General features: G+C 30.3%; 15 protein-coding genes. 1 reads left to right on the top strand and 14 read right to left on the bottom strand.

Annotation, left to right across the window (positions count from 1 at the left end):
- Positions 1–2: 2 nt before the first annotated feature.
- The 11 genes from T347_RS0101330 to rpiB form a co-directional block, all read right to left on the bottom strand.
- Complete coding sequence (locus T347_RS0101330; protein WP_031542489.1) at positions 3–992, bottom strand: alpha-ketoacid dehydrogenase subunit beta; 990 nt, start codon at positions 990–992, stop codon at positions 3–5.
- Positions 992–2,101, bottom strand: coding sequence for a pyruvate dehydrogenase (acetyl-transferring) E1 component subunit alpha (gene pdhA / locus T347_RS0101325; RefSeq protein ID WP_031542487.1), 1,110 nt, complete (start codon positions 2,099–2,101; stop codon positions 992–994). Before pdhA ends, T347_RS0101330 begins: the two co-directional genes overlap by 1 nt.
- A gap of 8 nt (positions 2,102–2,109) precedes the next feature.
- On the bottom strand, positions 2,110–3,111 hold the full coding sequence (gene lplA, locus T347_RS0101320) for a lipoate--protein ligase (RefSeq protein WP_031542485.1): 1,002 nt from the start codon (positions 3,109–3,111) through the stop codon (positions 2,110–2,112).
- The gene (locus T347_RS0101315; protein ID WP_031542483.1) at positions 3,111–4,469 is read right to left on the bottom strand and encodes an FAD-dependent oxidoreductase; all 1,359 of its coding nucleotides are present in this window, start codon (positions 4,467–4,469) and stop codon (positions 3,111–3,113) included. The genes lplA and T347_RS0101315 overlap by 1 nt, the downstream gene beginning before the upstream one ends.
- A 158-nt stretch (positions 4,470–4,627) precedes the next feature.
- A complete protein-coding gene (locus T347_RS0101310; protein WP_031542479.1) occupies positions 4,628–5,467 on the bottom strand; it encodes a class II fructose-bisphosphate aldolase in 840 nt (279 codons plus the stop codon).
- Positions 5,468–5,561: 94 nt separating this feature from the next.
- Positions 5,562–7,664 carry a PTS transporter subunit EIIC gene (locus T347_RS03790; RefSeq protein WP_051636005.1) on the bottom strand — a complete coding sequence of 701 codons (2,103 nt, stop codon included), beginning with the start codon at positions 7,662–7,664 and terminating at the stop codon, positions 5,562–5,564.
- 18 nt (positions 7,665–7,682) lie between these two features.
- Positions 7,683–7,937 (bottom strand): hypothetical protein, encoded by a 255-nt coding sequence (locus T347_RS0101295; protein WP_031542477.1) that lies wholly within the window; start codon positions 7,935–7,937, stop codon positions 7,683–7,685.
- A gap of 16 nt (positions 7,938–7,953) precedes the next feature.
- Positions 7,954–9,111: an SIS domain-containing protein gene (locus T347_RS0101290; protein WP_031542474.1), complete on the bottom strand. Its 1,158-nt coding sequence runs from the start codon at positions 9,109–9,111 to the stop codon at positions 7,954–7,956.
- Between the two features lie 104 nt (positions 9,112–9,215).
- Positions 9,216–10,013, bottom strand: coding sequence for a MurR/RpiR family transcriptional regulator (locus tag T347_RS0101285; RefSeq protein WP_031542471.1), 798 nt, complete (start codon positions 10,011–10,013; stop codon positions 9,216–9,218).
- Positions 10,014–10,087: 74 nt separating this feature from the next.
- Positions 10,088–11,317, bottom strand: coding sequence for a serine hydroxymethyltransferase (locus tag T347_RS0101280; protein ID WP_031542469.1), 1,230 nt, complete (start codon positions 11,315–11,317; stop codon positions 10,088–10,090).
- Positions 11,310–11,747 (bottom strand): ribose 5-phosphate isomerase B, encoded by a 438-nt coding sequence (gene rpiB / locus T347_RS0101275; protein ID WP_031542467.1) that lies wholly within the window; start codon positions 11,745–11,747, stop codon positions 11,310–11,312. The genes T347_RS0101280 and rpiB overlap by 8 nt, the downstream gene beginning before the upstream one ends.
- Positions 11,748–11,856: 109 nt before the next feature.
- On the opposite strand from rpiB, the gene T347_RS0101270 reads away from it, so the two are divergent.
- Positions 11,857–12,144: a rhodanese-like domain-containing protein gene (locus T347_RS0101270; RefSeq protein ID WP_031542465.1), complete on the top strand. Its 288-nt coding sequence runs from the start codon at positions 11,857–11,859 to the stop codon at positions 12,142–12,144.
- Positions 12,145–12,192: 48 nt separating this feature from the next.
- On the opposite strand, the gene T347_RS0101265 is transcribed toward T347_RS0101270, so the two are convergent.
- From T347_RS0101265 to rpoC, 3 genes are all read right to left on the bottom strand, one after another.
- A complete protein-coding gene (locus T347_RS0101265; protein ID WP_031542464.1) occupies positions 12,193–13,059 on the bottom strand; it encodes an HAD hydrolase family protein in 867 nt (288 codons plus the stop codon).
- A gap of 68 nt (positions 13,060–13,127) precedes the next feature.
- Entirely contained in the window at positions 13,128–13,883 is a 756-nt protein-coding gene (locus tag T347_RS0101260) for an aquaporin (RefSeq protein ID WP_031542463.1), read from the bottom strand.
- A gap of 195 nt (positions 13,884–14,078) precedes the next feature.
- The gene (gene rpoC, locus T347_RS0101255; RefSeq protein ID WP_036228380.1) at positions 14,079–17,963 is read right to left on the bottom strand and encodes a DNA-directed RNA polymerase subunit beta'; all 3,885 of its coding nucleotides are present in this window, start codon (positions 17,961–17,963) and stop codon (positions 14,079–14,081) included.
- Positions 17,964–17,966: the final 3 nt, after the last annotated feature.

The following is a 17,966-nucleotide window of genomic DNA, read 5'->3' as shown; positions in this document are numbered from 1 at the left end:
CTTTAAAATTTAAATCCTACTGTTTTTTTAATTTGTTCAGCAATTTTTTGTGGATTTACTTGGTGATATCCTTCACCACGTACAAATGGAATATTTACATCGTAACCTGTAACTCTCGCTAAAGGAGCTTTTAAATATTCGAAACAGTTTTCATTTACTGCTGCAATAATTTCTGATGAAACTGAGAATGATTTAACAGCTTCATGAACAACAATTAATCTTCCTGTTTTTTTAACAGATTCAAATACCATTTTTCTATCTCATGGCGAAATTGTACGTAAATCAATTAATTCTGCAGAAATTTCTGGATTAGAAGCTTTGATAATTTCTAATGCTTTTTGACAATCTACAGTTTGTGCACCATAAGTTACAATAGTTACATCGTTTCCTTCTGTAATTTTATAACCTTCACCAATTGGTACAGTGTAGTAACCATCTGGTACTTCTTGTTTGAAAGCACGATATAGTTTTGTAGGTTCCATAACAATAACTGGATCTGGTGATTCAATTGCTGCTAATAATAAACCTTTTGTATCATAAGGTGTTGATGGAACAACCACTTTAAGACCTGCTGTATGTGCATATAATGCTTCTAAAGCTTCTGAGTGGTGTTCTAACGCACTAATTCCTCCACCCATTGGTGTACGAATAACCATTGGTAAAGTATATTTACCACGTGTACGGTTTCTGTAACGTCCCAAGTGTGTTGTGATATTTTGTAATGATGCTCTTCCTAAACCTTCAAATTGTAATTCAACAACTGGGTTCATTCCGTTAATTGCCATTCCAATTGCAGCACCAACAAAAATTGCTTCTGAAATTGGGGCATTAAAACATCTTTCGATTCCGAATTTTTTTTGTAAACCTTGAGTAGCTCTGAAAACTCCTCCTTCGAAACCAGCATCTTCTCCATAAACGACAACTTTATCGTTACGTTCCATTGCTACCTCTAAAGCGTTTGTTACCGCTGTAATATTATTAATAACTGCCATTAGTGGTGTCCTCCTTTTGAGTCTGGGTATTGTTCAAAGAAAGCCTTAGCTTCTTCATATTGTTCTTCTAATTGTGGTGTCATTTCTGCATATGTATATTGGAAAATATCTTTTAAATCATAATCTTTGTTTGCTTCCATGTAATCAAACTCAGCTCTAATGTGTTTATCTTGTTCTGCATCTAGTGCTTCTTGGTCAGCATCAGTTCATAGTTTGTTATCCATTAATCAAGCTTTTAATCTTGGTAGTGGATCACGTTTTTTAGCTTCTTCAAATTCTTTTGGATCACGGTAAATATCAGGATTATCTGATGAAGAGTGTGCTCCAAGTCTATATGTGTCTGCTTCAACAAAAACCGGACCATTTCCACCACGTGCAAAGTTTGCCGCTTCTTCAAATACTGCGTATGAAGCAAAAAAGTCGTTTCCGTCAACTTTAATTGAAGGGATTCCTGACGCAATCGCTTTAACAGCAATATTTAAAGATTTAGTTTGTTCAATAACAGGTGTTGAAATTGCTCACTTGTTGTTTTCTGCGATGAAAACACAAGGAACTTCATGAATTTTTGCAAAGTTCATAGCTTCATAAGTTTCACCTTCTGACATACCACCATCACCAGTAGTTGTCATCGCTATTCCTTTACCACCTTTATATTTTTCAGCAAAAGCAATTCCTGCTGCTTGTGAAAATTGTGATCCAATAACGATGTTAATTGGTAATAAGTTAATTCCATCTGGAGATTTTGCACCATTTTCGTTTCCAACTCAATATTGCATTATTTTATGAATTGGCATTCCTAAAGTAATTCAAGCAGCATTGTTTCTATATGCTGGAGCAAATCAATCAAGCCCTTTAACAAGTTGCATTGCATATGCAACTTCTGTAGCTTCTTGACCTGTTGATGTTAAGAAAGATAATAGTCTTCCTTGTCTTTGTGCTTTGTTTTGGAAATCATCTTGTCTTCTTGAAAGATTCATTAATTTATAAGCTTCTAATACTTTTTCATTAGAAATTTTAGGCATTAATTTTGGATTGATGATTTTTCCATTTTCATCCATTACACGAACGCATTCGTCTTTTAATGGATCGAATTTACCGATATATTTCATTTTTCCTCCTATGTGAAAATTAATTCTTGAATTTGATTAATATCTACGTTATCTCCAAACACTTCAATCAAGTTAGATGATTCAAGTATTTCTCTGATAACGGGGATACTGTAGTTTTTGCCGATCAAATCAGCTTCTAATTTTTCAGTTCCATGATAACCCATAAAATCACCATAAAACTTAATATCTTTAATAATTCCATCTTCAGTTTGGATATCTATTTCAATTAATCCAAATCCTGGAATATAAATTTTATTCATTTTATTGAAAGTTCCATTTTTACCAAATGTTCACTCTCAATTACTATATTTTTTAACAACCAATTCTTCAATTTTTTCTAAATCGTTATTATTTAGAGTAATTTCTTCAACTTCTTCACTATTTTTATAAAATTCTTTTAAATCATTTTTAAAAGAATTGACATCGCTTTTTTCATTTAATAAATCAACAATGTTTGTAACTCTTGATACCACTGAGGATATTTTTTTAGTTTCCATTTTAGTTCTATCCACATTCAAATAATTTTTAAGTTTAGATAAATCTACATCATATAATAGTGTTCCGTGTTCTAAAATTCTTTCACTAGTTTTAAGTTGGGCATTTCCAGAGATTTTTTTTCCATCAACCTCTATGTCATTTCTTCCCGAAAATTGTGCATTAATATTCTTTGATTTTAAAAATTGAATGATTGGTTCAAGGCTTTTTTTAAAATTATCTTGAGATGAAGATTTATCATCTTTGAAGAAAATAGATGAGAAACAAATATTTCCTAAATCTTGATAAACCGTTCCTCCTCCAGTGTTTCTTCGCACGATGTTTACTTCGTCTTTTTGAGCTTGCTCCAAGTTTATTTCAGCAAATGTGTTTTGATTTCTACCAACAACAATTGTGTTATTGTTTTGTCATAAAAAGAAAATTGGATTCTTTATCTTTTTAGTATAAGTCAAATATTCTTCTGTTGCTAAATTATAACGAGGATCTGTTATGTTGGAAATTAATAAACTTAACATTATTTTTTAAAGTAGTTTAGTCCTAAAACTTCTAAACCAGCTAGTGTTACAAAGTTATATGGTTTATTGAAGTGTGGTAAGAAGAAAATATCAACGAGAGGCAATTCATCAATTGTTAATCCTTTTTGAATTCCTAATGCCATCATGTACATAACTTCTGTATGGTTATTTTCTGATGCTATTTGAGCTCCAACAATTCTACGTGTTTTTTTGTCTCAAATTACTTTGAATCAAACTTGTTTAGTTGTTGACATGAATTCTGGACGATCATTATCTGTGAAGAATTTTTCTTCAACTTCCATACCCATACGTTTAGCACCTTCAACAGATACTCCAACTGATGCCATTTTGAAATCAAATATTTGAATTCCGTTAGCTCCTGTAAATCCTGGTGATTTTAATGAGTTTCCGTTTGCAATGTTTGCTGCAGCAATAATTCCTGTTCTAACAGCAGTTGTTGCCAAAGCAATTGGGCCATGTGTATTTGTTGCGATGTTATATAATTCAACACAATCACCAACAGCATAAATATTTTTATCTGATGTTTGCATGTAATCATTTGCTTTAATTGCTCCACGTTCGTTTAATTCAACTTGTCCTTTTAATAATTCAGTTTGTGGTTTAATACCTACTGAGAAAATTACAAAGTCAGTTGCAATTTCACCTTTATCAGTAACAACGTGAGTAACTTTTCCATCTTTACCTTTGAACTCTTTAACCATTTGTCCTAAAGCCATAGTAATTCCATTGTCAACCATACGTTTTTCCATTAATGAAGTGAATTCTTCATCGTAATATGCTGGCATAATTCTATCAGCAACATCGATTAATGTAACCTCTTTACCAAATTCAGCAAAAGCTTCAACCAATTCAACACCAATGTATCCTGCTCCAACAACAGTAACTTTTTTAATTGATTTGTCTAAGTTTTTTTCTTGAATAATTTTTGCGTGTGTATAATTTTTACAAATTTGTACACCATTTAAATCAATCCCTGGAATTGGTGGGATAATTGGTCATGATCCTGTAGCTAAAATTAAGTTATCATATTTATCATCAAAGATTTCTCCTGTTGCTAAATTTTTGATTTTAACTGTTTTATTAGCAGCATCTAAGCCGATTCATTCATGTCCCATTTTAACTGTAATTCCTTCTTCAGCTAAAACTTTTGGTGATGCGTAAAATAATCCTTGAGGGTCTTTTACTTCACCTTTAACTCATAAAGCGATTCCACATCCTAAGAATGAGATGTTTTCTCCTTTATCGTAAGTTGTAACTTCCATTTCAGGATTTAAACGTTTTAACGTTCTTGTTGCTGTTGTACCAGCATGATTAGTTCCTATAACAATAGTTTTCATATCGTTCTCCTTGTTTTAAAATAATTTTAAAAATAATTCCATTAAATATAATTTTTCGTAGAAATTATTCCACTATTATTTTATATTATTTCTAGTCATTATAATAGACTTGATTACAATTTGAACAAACAAAAAGACACCATTGTGTCTTTAAGGTTTTAGTTAATGTTTTTAAATACATTAATTTTTTCAATTGCAGCATTTTTTACTGCATCAATTGCTGCTTGACCAAATTTTCTTGCATCATATCCATTTTCATTTTGATCAAATCATTCACAAACTGCTTTTGCATTTGCAATTTTTAAATCTGTTCCAATATTAACTTTTACAATACCTAATGAGATAGCTTTTTGTAGTGCTTCGTGGGGAACTCCACTTGATCCGTGTAAAACAACCGGTGTATCAATAGAATTAACGATTTCCTCAATTAGATCATACTGTAGTTCTGGTTTAGATTTAAAAAGACCGTGACTTGTTCCTGCCGCAATTGCTAATGCATCCACTTTTGTTAATTTATTAAATTCAATTGCTTCTTGAGGATTTGTAAAGCCTTTGTCTTTAGATTCTCTATCATCTTCTTTTCCACCAACATGGCCAATTTCTGATTCAACATAAACACCGCGTGCGTGTGCATATTCAACAACTTCAATAGTTTCTTTTACATTGATATCAAATGGCTTCATTGAAGAATCTAACATAACCGCGTCAAACCCATTATCACATGCTCTTTTAATTAGTTCAATATCGAATCCATGATCTCAAAAAAGTAAAATAGGTGCTTTAGAAGTTTTAACAGCTATTCTTCCGATTTCATAAACAAAATCTAAGCCCATATACTTAGCAGCTGATTCTGTAACCATTAATATAACTGGGTGGTTTGTTTCATCTGCTGCAGCAATAATTCCTTTTGCCATTTCTAAATTATCAAAATTAAAGGCAGGAATTGCATAACCCTCTTTTTTTGCTTTTAAAAGTTCCTTTTTAAAATCGCTTTTCATTTTTACCCAACTTTCTATTATTTCATATACGAAATATGTCCATAAATAAATTATACTCCCTATGCAAGGAAGTATAATTTTCATAATAATTATATTATTTTTTGTTTTCTGCTAATTCTTTTGTTTTTTTAACAGAGTTTTTTGTCAATACTATATGTTCATCATATAATTTTTGGAATGCGTTAGCTACGTGTTCTACATCTGTACCAATAATGATTTGTAATCCTTCAGTTCCAACTTTAACAACTCCAGCAGCTCCCGCCTTTCTGAATGTTTCTGTTGTTCCTGTCTTATTATCATGTACATTTAGACGTAAACGAGTTGAACAGTGTCCAATAGATGTAACATTGTCTAATCCAACAATATTTGCTATATTTTGTGCGATGACTTCATATTTGTCATCGGATTTGAGATCAACAGCTTTCAATTCAACAGTTATTTCTTCAGATGATTCTTCTTCACGACCAGGAGTTTTTAAATTCATTTTTTTGATTGTGAAGTAGAATGAGAAGTAGTAAACTGGGAACATTACCGCAGCAATAGCTAATAATCATAATGGGTTAGATGTAATTGAGTAAATTCCTCCATTAACAACTGATTCTCATTGTCATGATCCTCAAGCTTGCATGAATGAAATGATGTAGTCAATCATACCTCCTGAGAAACCAAATCCAACGTGAATATGCATTGCAACACCAGCCATTGCAAATATAGCTGTGAATAATGCGTTATACATTCATAAAATAGGTGCTACGAATGTAAATGAGAAGAATAATGGTTCATCAATTCCTGTAAGAGCAGCTACTAAACCAACTCCTAAGAAGAAAGTTCCAACTTCTTTACGTTTATTTTTAGGTGCAGCCATTGTCATAGCAAGTGCAGCACCAGTTAATCCACCTCAGTATAGAGGGAAGAATCCTGTTTGGAATGTTCCAGATATTAATCCTTTTTGGAAAGCATTAATATCTCCCATTACTGTATATAGACCATCTTTACCAGGAATTATTGTTCCTTGTGAATCAGCAACCATTCCTTCTTTTCATGAGAAGTATTTGTTAAATAGTTCTGCATTTTGTTCATGTTCACCATATACAAATTGAACACTTGTGCTTCAGTTTTCTGTAATTCTATTTAATGCATCAACTCCAGCATTTGAAAATCCATTTTGAATGTTTCCAATTGCTTCATCAAGTCACATACTTGCACTAAGGAAATTTTCATCCAGTACAACTTTTCCTTCAATTGAAGTAATTACATTACCTTCAATTGGCATTTGGAATCATAAGAATGTGTTAATGATGTGGTGAACACCAAATGGTTGTGCTAATCTATTTAAGAATGCATAAATAAATGTACCTGGAATAGCTCAAGAATCTTCTGCTAATAATCCTCCAAATGATACTAAACCAAATTGAATTCATGGTCAAATAATTGCGAATGCGAATGCGATTGGTACTGAGATTAATAAAATAATCATAGGCACAAATCTTCTTCCACCAAAGAATGAAAGAGATGCATGCAATTTAACTCCTGAGAATTTATTGTACATTTTAGCTGAAGTAACCCCAGAAACAATACCTCCTAAAACACCAATGTTTAAGATATATTGTCCTCCAGTTACAACAGCTTCTGGAGATCCATTACCAATATCTACAGATTCATACACAGGAACATAGAATAGTCCTGATAAACCAGAATCTTGATTTAATACTCAAGTATCTCCTACTTTTTCATAAATTTCTAAGTTTTGTACTTTACTGTATAGTAATTCTGCAAGTCCGCCTTGTGCTAAGAAGGCCATCAGAATAAAGTACAATACAGCCGATACTAATGCAACCTCACCCCTTTGATCCTTACTTAGACCAAAAGCGGTTCCGATTGCGAATAATAAGGCAATTTGATCAAATACTATTTTACCTGGTGTGTTAAGAATGAAACCAATTCAATAACCAGCGTTTTTAACACCATCTTCAATTGGATTTAATTCCATTGCTAAGGCACCAAAACGATTTAATAATGCAGCAAATGGTAAAACTGCAATTGGGTAAATTAATGATTTACCTAAATTTTGTAACCCAACCCCCATTTTACTCATTGAAGCTTTAAAACCGTTTTTAGTATTCAAATTACCTACGCTCTCGTTTCTACTATTAGTAACAGTAGAACCCGAGCGTTTTAATTTGTTAAATCCTAACATATTTAAAACCTTTCTCTTTTAAATTAATATTGCTATACAAGCTAATAGAATAACTCCTCCAGCAAATATAACTAATGACATAAATCAGTTCGGAAAACCTCTTAAAACTTGTGTAAAAGTTTTTTCGGTCCCTTTTCTATATGTAGCTTTAAAAGAACCTTGTTCGCTTCTTTTATTATGCGTACGTTTTTTAATAAAAAATATGGTTCCACCAATGATGCAAGAAAGTGAAAGAACAATTCCTACTATGCATAATATTTCTGTTGCTCCCATTTTATGTCTCCTTGGTTTATTTTTTGTATTCGTGAAGTATTACTCCCTGAACAACTCTATTAACTAATCCTGATGGTCATGGATTATCTGGTTGTAATCCAAAGTTCAGAGATTTATAAAATGCATAAAGTTGTGCAAATAATATATAATTCACTCCGTTAAATATTTGATTTTTGTTTTCAATATCAAAATTAAATGATACATCTGAATTTTCGATCACTTCTTTATCAAATTTAAAATCAATTGTAATTAATTTTTTAATTTGTTTTTGACTACTTAATTCTCTCAACAAATCTTTATCGTATAGTCTTGAATATTCATTATTACTCATTAACAAGACAACTATACTTTTATCATTTAATATAGATTTGGGTCCATGTCTAAATCCTAATGGCGAATTGAAAAATGTGGCCATTTTACCAGCTGTTAATTCCAAAACTTTTAAATGTGATTCTTGTGCTATACCATTTAAGTTTGATGCTCCTAAAAAGATTAATCTCTCTGTTTCTATTTCTGCTATTTCTTTAATTTTTAAATAAAATTCATTTATTTTTTTCTCTACATTTTTTGCATTAGAATTTACACTTTCGTAATTTTTTTCAAAATTATCAATATCTAAAATTAATAGTGCAGCAAGAATCATCCCTGTATAACTTGATGTCATAGCAAAAGATTTATCATTAGATTCTTCTGGTAGTAAAAAAAGTAAATCACTATCTGGTCGACATTTTTTAGCTAAATCACCATCTTTATTACATGTAATAACAACGTTCTTTGTTTTAATGTTTAGTGAGTTAACTAATTCATATGTTTTGATTGATTCTGGTGAATTACCAGATCTTGCAAATGATACCAAAATTATATCTTCATCAACATTAAAATAATCTAATGGATTAGATGTAATATCTGTAGTTGAAATCGAAAGAGCATTTAATCCATTGGAAACGAAGTAATTGTAAATAGAGTTACCAACAAATTCAGAGGTACCTGCCCCTGTAAATATAATCTTTGTATCTTTCTTAAGATTATCTTTTACAAATGATTTAATATTTGTAAAATTTTGTTTTACTAAATCAGAAACTTTACTTCAAACCATAGGTTGATGACAAATTTCATTTAGTGTGTTGAATGAATTATTCTCTTTTAATTCATTTTCGTTAAAATTTAAAATCATATTTTATACCTCCTAATATAATTCTAACTACATTGTAAATTACAATTTTGTTTTACCTAATACAATATAACATAGTAAAACAACTTTACTATGGTAAAGTTGTTTTAAATTTTATTAAAGATTTCAAAGTGCAATATATCAAATAAGTTAATTAATAATTGTCCTCTAACCGAATAATTATCTCAAAGTTTATTTTCTCATTGCGGAACTAAAATTTGTGTTCACAATTTATCTTGTGAAATATTGTGAGGACCTAATATACCAAATACTTTTCTTTTCCCATTTATCGCATTTATCAATTGTTTTGTTTGCGGATTTTTACCAGATAGTGAAATCATTATAAATATATCGTTTTCTTTACTTTGATTTATGAAACTTTCAAATAGCGTAATGTCGTTTTCTAAAACAACAAATTTACTTCCTCAAATCATCTTCTGAAAAAAATTTCTTGAAGAACTGTATGCAAGATTACTAGCATAAATATAAATTATTCCGCCTTCGTTTATTTGATTAATTATTTTATCCACTTCTTCTTGATTATTATCAAATCAATCAGATGAATAGTCTGCATATTTTTTAACTATTTCAATATATTTAGATTTAAAAGATTCATTATTATAATCCTTAGATATGTTTAATTCAGTAAAAATTGCATCTTTACTAGAGTCTGATGATCTTATTTTATATCTAAGCTCTGAATAGCCTGATAATCCAATATTTTTACAAAATTTTAAAATCGTTGGTTTTGAAGTAAAACAAGCTTTTGCAAATTCTTCTAAAGTCATTCCGTTAATTATTTCTTTTGTATTATCAATAATTCCTTTATATATTGAACTTTCAATCGTATCATAAGTTTTAGAACTAAGATCTTTCATTCTTAAAATAAAATCTTCATTAATCATCGATACACCTCTTTTAATCTATTCAAGTTCATTATAAATGATAAAACAAAAAATTCGGCTTAAACCGAATTTTATTAATAACTAATTTTTTCGTAAATCGGAAATTTTAAACAAATTTTTTCAACTTCTTTTGAAAGTGCTTTAAGATTTTTTTCGCTTGAGTCTTTTAAAGCTCTAACAATGATTGATGCTACTTGTTCAAATTCTTTTTCTTTAAAACCACGTGTTGTCATTGCTGGTGTTCCAACTCTAACACCAGATGTATAGAATGGTTTTTCTTCATCGAATGGAATCATATTTTTGTTTGTAACAATTCCAATTGATTCAAGAATGTTTTCTGCTTTTTTACCTGTTAAACCTAAAGTTTTTTTAACTTCAAAAGTCAATAAATGATTGTCAGTTCCTCCAGCAATAATTCTTAAACCTTCTTTTTCTAAAGCACTAGCAAAAGCCTTCGCATTAGCAACAACTTGTTTACCATATTTTTTAAATGCTTTTGTGTCAGCTTCAAATAATGCTTGAACTTTACCAGCGATTTGATTTTCTAGTGGTCCACCTTGAATTCCAGGGAAAACTATAGAGTCTAATTTTTTAGCATATTGTGCTTTACATAAAATCATTCCACCACGTGCACCACGTAAAGTTTTATGTGTTGTTGTAGTTACAATATCAGCATACTCAACTGGATTTTGGTGAACACCAGCAGCAACTAATCCTGCAATATGTGCCATATCAACCATTAACATAGCATTATATTTATCAGCAATTTCTCTGAATTTTTTAAAATCAATTGCTCTTGAATAAGCACTAGCACCAGCAACAATCAATTTTGGTTTATGAGATTTAACAACTGCTTCAATTTCATCAAAATCTAATTGTTCTGTTTCTTTATTAACACCATAGTGTTTAAAATCGTAATCATTTCCCGAAAAGTTAATATGGAAACCATGAGTTAAGTGACCACCCGCATCAAGACTCATTGCTACAATTTTATCTCCTTTTTCTAAAAGTGTTCTATATGCAGCTTCGTTGGCTTGTGAACCAGAATGTGGTTGTAAATTTGCATGATCAGCATTAAAAATTTTCTTTGCTAATTCAATTCCCATTGATTCGACTTCATCAATAAATTCACAACCTCCATAATATCTTTTACCAGGATATCCTTCAGCATATTTATTTGTAAAAATTGAACCATTACATGATAGCACTGCTTCTGAAACATAGTTTTCAGAAGCAATTAATTCAATATGAGTTTGTTGTCTATTCAACTCTTTATTTAACATTTTAGCAATATTTTTATTCATAGTTATCTATAACCTCAACTCTTTCTTGGTGTCTTCCACCTTCAAATGGTGTTGATAAAAAGATATCAACTAATTTGATTGCTTTATCAACAGCTATTAATCTAGCACCAGTCGCTAATATATTAGCATTATTATGTTGTCTAATTAATTCAGCTGTTTGTGTTTCATAAACCAATCCAGCTCTAGCACCTTTTACTTTGTTAGCTGCAATACTAATTCCAACTCCAGTTCCACAAATTGCAATTCCTAATGATCCTTTATTTGAAACAACAGCTTCAGCAAGTTCAATACCATTATTTGCATAACTACAAGCAGTTGCATCACTATTTCCCATTATAATAACTTCGTATCCCTTTGTTTTTAAATGATCAGCAATAGCTAATTTCATTTCCACACCAGTGTGGTCACTTGATATATATATTTTTTCCATTTTAACCGCCTTAATCTTTAATGATTTTACATTTAAATGTTTACTTAATAAATACAAAAATTGTTTTTATAAAAAATAATGTAATAGAATAAATTTGAAGAGGTGCTTTATGAGAATCAATAATCAAGAATTTAAAAATTTGGTAAATCAAGGATGAATAGTGGTTGACGTCAGAAGTCCATATGAACTCTCTGCTTTTAAAACATATGATGGTGCTATTAATATTACTTATGATAAATTATTAACTCAGTTTTCAAATTTGTTTCCTGATAAAAACACAAAATTAATAACGATTTGCAATTATGGTAATCGTAGTTCTTTAGTTGCTTCAAAAATGAGGAAAGCAGGATATGATAACGTCTTCGTTTTGAATGATGGAATTCAAAACTTTAATTAGAACAAAAATAAATCCACACTTTTAAAGTAGTAGATTTATTTTTTTATTTTAATTAACTTTAATTTTTTCCATGTATCTTCAAACACCACCATCGTTTACAGAATCTGTGATTTCATATGCAAGTTCTTTAATTTCATCAATTGCATTATCCATCGCAATTGCATATTTAAGATTTTTAAACACTTCTTTATCATTGTGTTGATCACCAAAATAAACAACATTATTTAAAGTTAAATTTTTTCCTTCTTCTTTATTAATGATTTCTACTATTTTTTTAATACCTAAAAATTTATCAATTCTTCCTGGCATTAAATCTAAACCATGATCATTTCATCAAACAATCTCAACATTAATTCCTGATTCTTTAAATTGTCTTTCAACTTCTTCATTAGAAGTCCCTTTAGTATTTTGTAGTGTAACTTTTGGTGAATTATTTATATTAGAAAGCATTTCTTCATCTAGTAGAAAAAAATGCTTTCGATCAGCTTTTGTAACTTCAACATACATTTCTAAAAATGAAGTTTCAGAAAAGTATCAAACTTCTCCATTTTCACCAGTAATGTCATATTGTCAATTATTTTTCTTGCAAACATCAACTATTGTTTTTAAGGTTTGATTATCAAAATTCATATTAGTAGTCACATCACCAGTTAAATAATTTTTGATAATATTTCCATTTGACCCAATTATATATTTTGTTTGATTATTAATTTTCCCAACAAAATTAATAAAAAGATTTTCCATCATAAATGGTAAATTACCAGTATTTAACATAAAATAGTTACCTTTAGAAATAAAATCTCCTAAAACTTTTTTATCTCTACTTGGAATCGCTCCATAACGCGCTTCTTCAAATAAAGTTCCATCAACATCTGAAATTAAAAGTTTGATTTCATCATTATTTATCTTGTACATTTTTCTCCTTAACAAGTAATATTACTCATTTTTTATTTTGCATTAAAAATAAAAAAAGACAACCTAAGTTATCCTAAAAATTTTAATCCTATCCCTACAACCACACCTGCAAGCATTGTAAAAGTAACTGGAATTCAAGCAAATGATCAATTAGAACTTCCTTTTCCCTCTATTTTTAAAGCATGGTGGAATGTTCTTCCAACCAAATCTTTTATAGGATTAATTCCTGATGTAGTCATTGATGAAAACGCAAAACTTATTGCTAGGACTATGATAAATAAGAATATAAACGATACTCCTGGAGCTAATATATTATTATAGTTTCCAATCATAAATACGAATGCTATTAAGAATATAAACATACTTATAAATTCATTTAACCCAGCTATTACTTTTGATTTGCTAGTTGTTCCACTAGCATAACCAACAATTAACATTTTTCCAAGTCCTTCTTTGGCATTTTCTTTCATTTTTGAAAAATACAATAATGTAACAATTGCATATCCTAATGTGAAACCTGCTGCTTGTGCAGCAAAATATACAGGTATCATTCAGTATGGTCCAACTTCATTTTCTCAACCGCTTATAATATAAACAATCGTAATTGCAAAATTTATATGTGATCTGCCACCAATCATTAGACCAACAACAACTGCAACAACAACAGCCGATGCTCAACCAAAAGCAATGTGAAGACTGCTTGGTTTTTCTTTATATGCTAAAGTTCCTTTTAAGAACAAATTTAGCATCATTGAACTCCCGATCAAAACAAGTAAGAAACTACCTACAAATTCTGATAAAAAGTGAATATATCAATTTTCCATTTTCTCTCCCTCTTTTTATTTTTAAAATTATACTTTAATAATTAATTTTTTTTAAATGAATTTTTATGTTTTTTTTAATTTAAATTGTTATCAATTTGAGAAGATTTTTCATGGTAAAATTTATTTGATCACACACCTTATTAAAGGTGCTTTTTTTTATAAAAAAAATAACCCGTAGGTTATTTTATAAGATTATTAATATCTATTTTTGTTGTATAGATCAGCAGTTTCTTCAACTTTTTCAGTTCCTGTTAATCCTGTACCTGCAGGAATTAAGTTTCCTAACATGATATTTTCTTTTAATCCTTCAAGTTTATCTTCTTTACCTCTAATAATAGCTTTTGTTAATACTCTAGCTGTATCTTGGAATGAAGCTGATGATAATCATGATTCTGATTCTAGAGGAGCTTTTTTAATACCAAAGATTAGTTCTTCGAATGTAGGTTTAGCTTCATTAGCCATTCCTTCTGTCATTCTGTGGTAAGCTTGGATAGTAATAATTTCTCCGGGTAATAAATCAGTTTTTTTACCATCTGTAATTCTAATTTTGTTTAACATTTGTTTAATAATGATTTCAATATATTTATCTGAAATTTCAATACCTTGTAAACGATAAACTTTTTGTACTTCTTTAAGAATGTAATTTTGAACTGCAACTCTTCCACCAAATTTTAATAATTCATTTAAGTCAACTGCACCTTCAGTTAATTTTTGTCCTTTAGCAACTGATTGACCTTTTTCAACTCTTAAAACAGCATTAAATTCAGTTTTGTAAAGTCTATCTCCAACAACGATTGTGTAAACACCTTCGTTATCTTGAATATCACTGATAATTCCATCTTCTTGAGAAATAATAGCAACTGCACCTTTTGGTGTTGTTACGTCTAATAATTCTTTAATACGTGGTAACCCTTGAGTAATATCGGCATTACCAGCAACCCCTCCGGTATGGAAGTTACGCATTGTAAGTTGAGTTCCGGGTTCCCCAATTGATTGAGCAGCCACAACCCCAACAGGTTCACCTTTTTCAACTAATGCACCTGTTGCTAAGTTACGTCCGTAACACATTTGACAAACACCTTTTGGTTGTTCACATGTTAAAACTGAACGAATATTTACAATTTCAATTCCAGCAGCAACGATAGCATTTGCAATTTCATTTGTAATTAATGTATTTTTAGCAACAATTAAGTTTCCTTGAGCATCATTGATATCTTCGAAAGTGAAACGACCATTTAAACGATCTTTTAATGGGACGATTGTATTATCGTGTTTTGTATCAATAATTGCTTTAACTGGGTAACCTTCTTGAGTTAAACAATCATCATTATTAACAACAATTTCTTGTGATACATCAACTAAACGACGTGTTAAGTAACCTGAATCGGCAGTTTTTAAGGCAATATCAGCCATACCTTTACGAGCACCATGGGTAGAAACGAAGTATTCAGAAACTGTTAAACCTTCACGGAATGATGATTTAATCGGAATTTCTTTAATATCCCCTTTTGTATCGTTCATAAGTCCACGCATACCTACAAGTTGAGTGAAGTTAGATACGTTACCACGAGCTCCAGAATCCGCCATCACGAATACTGGGTTTTTAGGGTCTTTACGCAATACTGTCTCAAGTTCTTTTTGAACTTCATCTTTAACTTTTGATCAAACTTCGATTACACGACGTTTTTTCTCAGAAGCTGTTAACATACCTTCTTTGTAGAATTGAATAATTTGAGCTACTTTTTGATCAGCTGCTTCAAATTTTTCTTCTTTTGCTTCATAAGCAATAACGTCACCAGCAGAAATTGTTACTCCTGATTTAGTTGAGAATAAGAACCCTAAGTCTTTCATGTTATCTAACATTTCAGCTGTAGCTCTTGAACCATATTCATTAAAGTATTTTTCAATAATTAATGATAATTCTTTTTTCTTGATTGGTTGTTTTAAAGTTGATTTAGAAATTGCTTCATTGATATCAACATTAAAATCATATAAATCATTTACGATTGCATCTTTTGCAGTATTAATTGCAGGGCCATTAATTCATGGGAATTCTTCATTAAATATTTGGTTGAATAATATCTTACCAACTGTTGTGATTAAATATTTTTCTTTTTGTTCATCAGTAAATTTCTTACTTGATAATGATGATACTGCAAGACCAACTAGTGCATTTAAGTTAATAACTTTGTTATCGTATGCTGTAATTGCTTCTTGAGGATTTGCAAACATCATTCCTTGACCTTCAACATCTTTTTCTTCTGTAGTTACATAGTAATTACCTAAAATGATATCCTGACCAGGAGTAACAATAGCTTTTCCATCTTTTGGTCCTAAAATTGCATTTGACCCCAACATTAGAGCACGCGCTTCAGCGATTGCTTCTTTTGTAATTGGAACGTGAACAGCCATTTGGTCCCCATCGAAATCGGCATTGAAAGCTGTAGTTACTAATGGGTGTAAACGAATTGCTTTCCCTTTAACTAATTTTGGTTCAAATGCTTGAATTCCTAAACGGTGAAGTGTTGGAGCACGGTTTAATAAAACTGGTCTTTCAACAATAACTTCTTCTAAAGCATGTCATACTGCTGGATCGTTTTGTTGAATCATTTTTTCTGCAACTTTAACGTTTTCAGCCATATCATGTTCTTGTAATCACTTAATTAAGAATGGTTTGAATAATACGATTGCCATTTCTTTTGGTAATCCAGCTTCATACATTTTTAAATCTGGTCCAATAGCAATAACTGAACGCCCTGAGTAATCAACACGTTTACCTAAAAGGTTTTGACGGAAACGTCCTTGTTTTCCTTTTAAGATTGATGTTAATGATTTTAAAGCACGTTTGTCTTTGTTTTGAACTGGTCTTGGTTTACGTTCATTATCTAATAAAGCATCAACAGCTTCTTGTAACATACGTTTTTCGTTATTGATAATGATTGATGGTGCACCCATTTCTTTAACTTTTTTAAGACGTTCATTTCTAATAATAATTCTTCTGTATAAATCATTGATTTCAGAAGTAGTAAATCTACCACCATCTAATTGAATGATTGGTCTGATATCTGGTGGGATAACCGGAATAGTTCTTAAAATCATTCATTCTGGTTTTTGATTTGATCTAAATAATGAATCTAAAACTTCTAAACGTTTTAAAGATTTAGATTGATCACTTGATTCTTTTTTAGTTTCTAAATCAGCTCTTAATGCTTTGATTTCTGCTTCTAAATCTATTTTTTTCAATAAGTATTCAATAGCTTCAGCACCAATACCAAATTTAGCACCAGTATATTTAGAGATTAAAGCACATGCTTCATCAATTGAAAATGGAATATTAGTATTTAATAATTCAGCTAATAATCTATTTGCTTTTTTGTAATCTCTATGTTCTTCATCGAATTGTTCTTTAATTAATGAAACAACGTTATCAATTTCTTTTTTAATGTTTTCACGAGTTTTAATTGATTTTGATCCACCTAAATCTAAAATGTCTTTTACATTAAAGTTAGTGTCTCCAGTTTCTAATACAATGTGTGAAACGAAGTATACAACTTCTTCTAATTCTTTAGTTTTTAAATCTAAAATTGAAGAAATTCTTGAAGGAGATACTTTCAACATTCAGATGTGAGTTACTGGAACTTCTAATTCAATAAATCCCATTCTTTCACGTCTTACGATTGATTCAGTTAATTCCACACCACATTTATCACAAATTTTACCTTTGTTCATTGGGTTAGCTTTTTTGTATTTACCACAAGCACACTCGAAGTTTTTAGTTGGTCCGAAAATTCTTTCATCAAATAGACCATCTTTTTCTGGTTTAAGAGTTTTATAGTTAATTGTTTCAGGTTTTGAAACTTCTCCTGGTAATTGTTTTAATTGTAAATCTTCTGGTAAAAAATCATCAGCTATAGCTTGTCTTGCTCTAATTGAAGCAAGATTAGCTCTAACTTTTTCATTATGTTCAACAATTTTACTTACTAATTGAGGATTTGAACTATATGCTTTTGATCAAGATTTAATTCTATCAGCACTTGATAGTTCAATCTTAATAGCTTTTTTGTTTTTGTTAAATGCCATCTT

Origin of the sequence: Mesoplasma photuris ATCC 49581 (assembly GCF_000702725.1) — a bacterium.
GTDB lineage: Bacteria > Bacillota_I > Bacilli_A > Mycoplasmatales > Mycoplasmataceae > Tullyiplasma > Tullyiplasma photuris.
This window is presented reverse-complemented; position numbering and strand designations above follow the sequence as displayed.